This window comes from Streptomyces sp. NPDC048650 (genome assembly GCF_043199095.1).
Lineage (GTDB): Bacteria > Actinomycetota > Actinomycetes > Streptomycetales > Streptomycetaceae > Streptomyces.
The window spans coordinates 776,320-782,319 of record NZ_JBICVM010000002.1 but is presented as its reverse complement, the minus strand read 5'-3'; the positions used below and the strand labels follow the sequence as shown (position 1 = coordinate 782,319).

The 6,000-nt window shown below is 69.6% G+C and carries 5 protein-coding genes and 1 rRNA gene; 3 read left to right on the top strand and 3 right to left on the bottom strand.

Going from position 1 to position 6,000, the window contains the following annotated elements; all coding sequences use genetic code 11:
* The 3 genes from rrf to ACGFML_RS09320 all read left to right on the top strand — a co-directional run.
* Positions 1-92: ribosomal RNA gene (rrf, locus tag ACGFML_RS09330) — 5S ribosomal RNA — on the top strand; the annotation flags it as partial.
* A gap of 228 nt (positions 93-320) precedes the next feature.
* A complete protein-coding gene (locus tag ACGFML_RS09325; RefSeq protein ID WP_393541693.1) occupies positions 321-1,508 on the top strand; it encodes a hypothetical protein in 1,188 nt (395 codons plus the stop codon).
* On the top strand, positions 1,445-2,218 hold the full coding sequence (locus ACGFML_RS09320; protein ID WP_393541690.1) for a hypothetical protein: 774 nt from the start codon (positions 1,445-1,447) through the stop codon (positions 2,216-2,218). The genes ACGFML_RS09325 and ACGFML_RS09320 overlap by 64 nt, the downstream gene beginning before the upstream one ends.
* A gap of 66 nt (positions 2,219-2,284) precedes the next feature.
* Here ACGFML_RS09320 and ACGFML_RS09315 read toward each other — a convergent pair whose 3' ends face one another.
* From ACGFML_RS09315 to ACGFML_RS09305, 3 genes are read right to left on the bottom strand one after another with little or no spacing between them, the layout of a single operon-like run.
* Complete coding sequence (locus ACGFML_RS09315) at positions 2,285-4,096, bottom strand: IucA/IucC family protein (RefSeq protein ID WP_393541650.1); 1,812 nt, start codon at positions 4,094-4,096, stop codon at positions 2,285-2,287.
* Positions 4,096-4,662, bottom strand: a complete 567-nt coding sequence (locus ACGFML_RS09310; RefSeq protein WP_393541648.1) for a GNAT family N-acetyltransferase — start codon at positions 4,660-4,662, stop codon at positions 4,096-4,098. Before ACGFML_RS09310 ends, ACGFML_RS09315 begins: the two co-directional genes overlap by 1 nt.
* The gene (locus ACGFML_RS09305) at positions 4,659-5,978 is read right to left on the bottom strand and encodes a lysine N(6)-hydroxylase/L-ornithine N(5)-oxygenase family protein (protein WP_393541646.1); all 1,320 of its coding nucleotides are present in this window, start codon (positions 5,976-5,978) and stop codon (positions 4,659-4,661) included. The genes ACGFML_RS09310 and ACGFML_RS09305 overlap by 4 nt, the downstream gene beginning before the upstream one ends.
* Positions 5,979-6,000: the final 22 nt, after the last annotated feature.

Here is a 6,000-nt window from a genome sequence, read left to right as displayed (position 1 = left end):
CGCCCGGTTACATTTCGAACCCGGAAGCTAAGCCTTTCAGCGCCGATGGTACTGCAGGGGGGACCCTGTGGGAGAGTAGGACGCCGCCGAACAATCTTTCAAGGACCCTTGGTCCCAGCGTTCAGCTGGGACCAAGGGTCCTTTTTGTTTTGCCGAAGCGCGCCGAAGTCGTCGGTGCGTGAGAATGAATGCAGTACCGAAGACAGGAGTCACGTCGATGTCCACCAACTCTTCCGACGATCGTTCGGAGCGTCGGCCGCAGCAGCGGCGCGACGGCGGTGACCGCGGTGGTTTCCGGCGTGATGACCGGGCGCCGCGTCGTGACAACGACCGCGGTGGCCGTCCGTCCGGGGGCGGTGGCGGCTCTGCTGGTCGCGACGACCGCGGTGGTGACCGTGGTGGGTTCCGGCGTGATGATCGTCCGTCCGGTGGCGATCGTGGTGGGTTCCGTCGGGACGATCGTGGTGGTGACCGGCGGGACGATCGCGGTGGTGACCGTGGTGGTTTCCGTCGGGACGACCGTCCGTCCGGTGGGGACCGTGGTGGGTTCCGTGGTGGTGACCGGCGTGATGACCGGCCGCGTGGGCCTCGTCGTGATGATGAGCGTGGTGGCGGTTTCCGTCGGGACGATCGTGGTGGCGAGCGGCGGGATGACCGCGGTGGTGACCGTGGTGGGTTCCGGCGTGATGATCGTCCGTCCGGTGGTGACCGTGGTGGGTTCCGTCGGGACGATCGTGGTGGTGACCGGCGCGATGACCGCGGTGGTGACCGTGGTGGTTTCCGTCGGGACGACCGTCCGTCCGGTGGGGACCGTGGTGGGTTCCGTGGTGGTGACCGGCGTGATGACCGGCCGCGTGGGCCTCGTCGTGATGATGAGCGTGGTGGCGGTTTCCGTCGGGACGATCGTGGTGGCGAGCGGCGGGATGACCGCGGTGGTGACCGTGGTGGGTTCCGCAGGGACGACCGCCCGTCCGGTGGCGACCGGGGCGGATACCGCGGTGGTGACCGGCGCGATGACCGCGGTGGTGACCGTGGTGGGTTCCGCAGGGATGACCGTCCGTCCGGTGGGGACCGTGGTGGATTCCGCAGGGATGACAGGCCGTCCGGCGGCGACCGTGGCGGGTTCCGTCGGGACGACCGTGGTGGCGAGCGGCGGGATGACCGCGGCGGCGACCGTGGTGGTTTCCGACGTGATGACCGTCCGTCCGGTGGCGGCGACCGTGGTGGGTACCGCGGTGGTGACCGACGTGATGACCGCGGTGGTGATCGCGGTGGTGACCGGGGCGGGTTCCGTCGGGATGACCGGGGGCCGCGTCGGGACGACCGTGGTGGGGACCGTGGTGGGTTCCGGCGGGACGATGAGCGGGGGCGCCGGCCGTACGGTGCGGGGCGCGGGCGGGACGACCGGCGTGATGAGCGTCCGGACCGTGAGCCGATCAAGCGGATCCCGATTCCGGACGACGTCACCGGTGACGAGATCGACAAGGATGTGCGGCAGGAGCTGCTGAGCCTGCCCAAGACGCTGGCCGAGGACGTCGCCAAGAACCTGGTGATGGTCGCGAAGCTGCTGGATGAGGACCCGGAGAAGGCGTACGGGTACTCGCGAGTGGCGCTGCGGCTGGCGTCCCGTGTGGCGGCGGTGCGCGAGGCCGCGGGCTTCGCGGCGTACGCGGTCGGCAAGTACAGCGAGGCGCTGGCGGAGTTCCGGGCGGCGCGGCGGATGACCGGCAGCGTGGAGCTGTGGCCCGTCATGGCGGACTGCGAGCGCGGGCTCGGTCGTCCGGAGAAGGCCATGGCGATGGCCGGTGAGCCCGAGGTGCAGCGGCTGGACCGGGCGGGTCAGGTCGAGATGCGGCTGGTCGCGGCGGGTGCCCGGCGGGACATGGGGCAGGCGGACGCGGCGGTCGTGACGCTGCAGAGCTCCGAGCTGGCGTCGACCGCGGTGCACCCGTGGACGGCCCGGCTGCGGTACGCGTACGCGGACGCGCTGCTGGAGGTCGGGCGCGAGGGCGAGGCGCGCGACTGGTTCGCCAAGGCGCTGGAGGCCGACCAGGCGGGCACGACGGACGCCTCGGACCGGCTGGCGGAGCTGGACGGTGTGCAGTTCACCGACGTGATGGAGGACGGCGACGAGCTCGATGACGCAGTTGACGGGTCCGTCGGCGATGTCGACGGTGCCGAGGGCGCCGAAGGTGAGGGGCGGCCCGAGCAGGGCTGAGTGGTGAAGCGGTAAGGACGAAGGGCGGGACCCCACCGGGGTCCCGCCCTTCGTCGTTCGGGGGTGTCAGGGGGCGTAGCGGGCGAGGGGGTTGCGGAGGGTGCCGATGAGCTGGAGGGCGCCGGCCGGGTCCTGGAGGTCGACCATCTGCTGGTTGTTGCGCAGCTGGAGGCGGTTGAGGCAGGAGAGCGCGAACTCGTCGGCGAACAGGTCGTACTGGGCGAACTTGTCGGCGAGGTGGGGGTGGGCTGCCTGGTAGTCGGTGACGCAGTCGGCGACCGTGCGCCAGAAGGACTCCTCGGGGAGGACGTCGCGGTCGGCGAGGATGCCGCTCAGGAAGCGGAAGAAGCAGTCGAAGACGTCGGTGAAGACGGAGAGGAGTTTCTTGTCCTCGGGGACGTCGGCGCGGATGCGTTCGACGTCGGGCGGCAGGACCGCGTCGGGGTCCATGACGGCGATCTCCTCGGCGATGTCCTTGAAGATCGTGCGGGTGACCACTCCGTCCTCGATGACCAGGATCGCGTTCTCGCCGTGCGGCATGAAGACCAGGTCGTAGGCGTAGAACGCGTGCAGGACGGGGGTGAGGTAGGTGTCGAGGTAGCGGCGGAGCCAGGTGGCCGGTTCGAGGCCGGACTCCTCGATGAGGGCGGCGGCGAGGGCGGCACCGTCGTCGTCGGTGTGGAGGAGGGAGGCCATGGTGGCGAGGCGCTGACCCGGCACGAGGCCGGCGACCGGGCTTTCCCGCCAGAGGGCGGCGAGCATTTTGAGGTACGGGGAGCCCTTGGCGGTGGCGGCCTCGTACTGGCGGTGGTGGTAGCCGATGGCCGCGCGCTCGCGGATGATTGAGAAGCGGGCGGACCGGAACGTGTCATCGGCGTCGATCAGGCGGGCCAGCCAGTCGTTGATGGCCGGGGTGGCCTCCATGTAGGAGGCGGAGAGGCCGCGCATGAAGCCCATGTTGAGGACGGACAGCGCCGTCTTCACGTAGTGCTTGGTGGGGGCGGTGGTGTTGAAGAACGTCCGGATCGACTGCTGGGCGAGGTAGTCGTCGTCGCCGGGGCCGAGGCAGACCAGGCGCTGCTGGGCGACTTCGGCGGCGAAGGTGACGGAGAGCTTGTTCCACCACTGCCAGGGGTGGGTGGGGAAGAAGTAGTAGTCGTCGGGGTCGAGGCCGAGCGCGGTGAGGGCGGTGGTGAAGCGGTTGCGGGTCTCCGCGGTCAGTTCGTCGCGGATGAGGGTGTCGTAGTCGAGGCCGCTGCCCGCGGTGAAGGTGGCGTGGTCGCGGTGGGCGGCGAGCCACAGCAGCCGCACGGGGTTCGCGGTCTCCGGGGCGTAGGCGTGGTACTCGTGGATGCCGAAGCCGAGCCGGCCGTTGTTGGCGACGAAGCAGGGGTGGCCCTCGGTCATGCCCGTCTCGATGTCCTGGAAGGCGGACTTGGCGAGCTCGGGGGCGGCGGCCCGGGCGGCGGCGAGTTTGTAGGCGGTGCCGGAGAGGGTGGAGCTGATCTCTTCGAGGTAGACCGGCAGGATGTCCTCGCCGAGGCCGAGCGTGTTGCGGAGTTCGATGAAGAACTCCACTGCGTCCAGGGGGAGCTCGGCCCGGTCGCGGTGGCGGGTGATGCTGTCGGGATCGACCTGCCAGTGATCGAGGGCCAGTCTGCGGGCGGCGTAGCGGTATTCGGTGGCGCCGTCGTCGCTGCGTACGACGTAGTGGCCGTCGCCCGGCAGGCGCTGGGGGGCGAGCAGCCGTTCATGGGCGAATTCGGCGAGGCCCTTGCGGATCAGGAGGCGGTTGGCGCGGGCCCAGAGGTCCGGGGTGAGGTGGGCGACGGCGTCCTGGGCGGTGAGGTGCGGGGTGCCGGGGGAGGGGGCGGTCATCAGAGGTCTCCTCGGGTGGCCAGGAACTGGTCGCGGGTGCAGGTGCTGAGGCAGGCGTCTTTGGAGGGCAGGGAGACGGTGCGGACGATCTCGAAGCCGACGGCCTTGTTGAGGGCGTGGACGGCGGTGTTGCGGGTGTCCGGTTCGACGACGATGCGGTGGGTCGCCGGGTCGGCGAAGAGCATCTCCATGACGGTGGTGATCACGGCGTGGGTGAAGCCGTGCAGGGGGGCGGCGGCGGGGGCCGTCAGGAAGTGCATGCCGACGTCGCCGGGTTCGGCGCTGTGGATGCCGACCAGTTCCCGGTGGGCGGGGTCGTAGCGTTCCATCAGGAAGGCCGGGGTGCCGTTGTGCAGGCCGAGGTAGGCGTCGTGGAAGGGGTCGGCGGCTATGCGGGCGAACTCCTTCTCGACCTCGGTGCGGTCGCACTCCTGCATCAGCCAGAAGACGGCTTTGGGGTGGGTGACCCAGCCGTGCAGCAGCTCGGCGTCGGCAGCCGGGTCGACCGGGCGCAGCGAGAACTCCCCGAGTGCGGCGTCGGTGCGGGCGAAGAGGGTGGTGCTCATGCGGGGATCTCCAGGGGGCGGTGCGGGCCGGCCGGAGCGGCGAACTCCTGGAAGGCGATGGCCTTTTCGACCGGGTAGTGCTCGCGGCCGAGCAGCTCGCGGATGATGCAGGAGTTGCGGTAGGCGGCCATGCCGAGGTCGGGGGTGACGAAGCCGTGGGTGTGCAGCTCGGCGTTCTGCACGAAGATGTCGTGGCCGGTGGTGTCGATGCTGTAGTTGCGGGCCACGTCGTAGCGGCCGGCGTGGTCCCAGGCGATGCGGTCGCGGACCGGGGTGAGGAAGTCGGGTACGCGGTAGCGGTAGCCGGTGGCGAGGATCAGGCCCTGGGTGTCGAGGGTGAAGTCCTGCTCCTGTTCCTCCTGGCGCAGACCGAGCGTGTAGGTGCCGCTCGGCTCGTCGTAACTCGCCTGTTCCAGTGCGGTGTTGGTGAGCATGCTGGTGCGGACGGGGCCAGCGAGGTTCTTCTGGTAGAGCAGATCGAAGATGTCGTTGATCAGTTCCGAGTCGATGCCCTTGTAGAGGTGCTTCTGGGTGGCGTTGAGGCGGTCGCGGGTGGCCGGGGGGAGGGCGTGGAAGTAGTCCACGTACTCCGGTGAGGTCATCTCCAGCGTGAGCTTGGTGTATTCGAGGGGGAAGAAGCGGGGGGAGCGGGTGGCCCAGGTCAGGTGGTAGCCGTGGCTGTCGATGTCCTGGAGGAGGTCGTAGTAGATCTCGGCCGCGCTCTGGCCGCTGCCGATCAGGGTGATGGAGTCCTTGGCCTGGAGGGCGGCCTTGGCCTCCAGGTAGTGGGCGTTGTGCAGCAGGTCGCCGCCCAGGCCCTGGCAGGCGTCGGGGATGTGCGGTGGGGTGCCGGTGCCCAGGACGAGCTTGCGGGCGCGGAAGGTGAGGCGTTCGCCGGTGGGCAGGTGCTCGGCCCGGACGACGTACAGCTCGTCGCCCTCGTCGTACGCGACGCTGGTGACCTGGTGGCCGAAGCGGACGGAGTCGAGTTTGCCGGCCGCCCAGCGGCAGTAGTCGTTGAACTCGGCGCGCAGCGGATAGAAGCTCTCGCGGATGTAGAAGGAGTACATCCGCCCCGATTCCTTGAGGTAGTTGAGGAAGGAGAACGGGGAGGTGGGGTCGGCGAGGGTGACCAGGTCGGCCATGAAGGGGACCTGGAGGTGGGTGCTGTCCAGCATCATGCCGGGGTGCCAGTCGAAGGCCGGCTTGTTGTCGAGGAACAGGCCGTCGAGTCCGTCGACCGGCTCGGTCAGGCAGGCCAGTCCGAGGTTGAAGGGGCCCAGGCCGATGGCGATGAAGTCATAAGGGGCGGACACGGCGTCTCCGATGGGGGTGGTC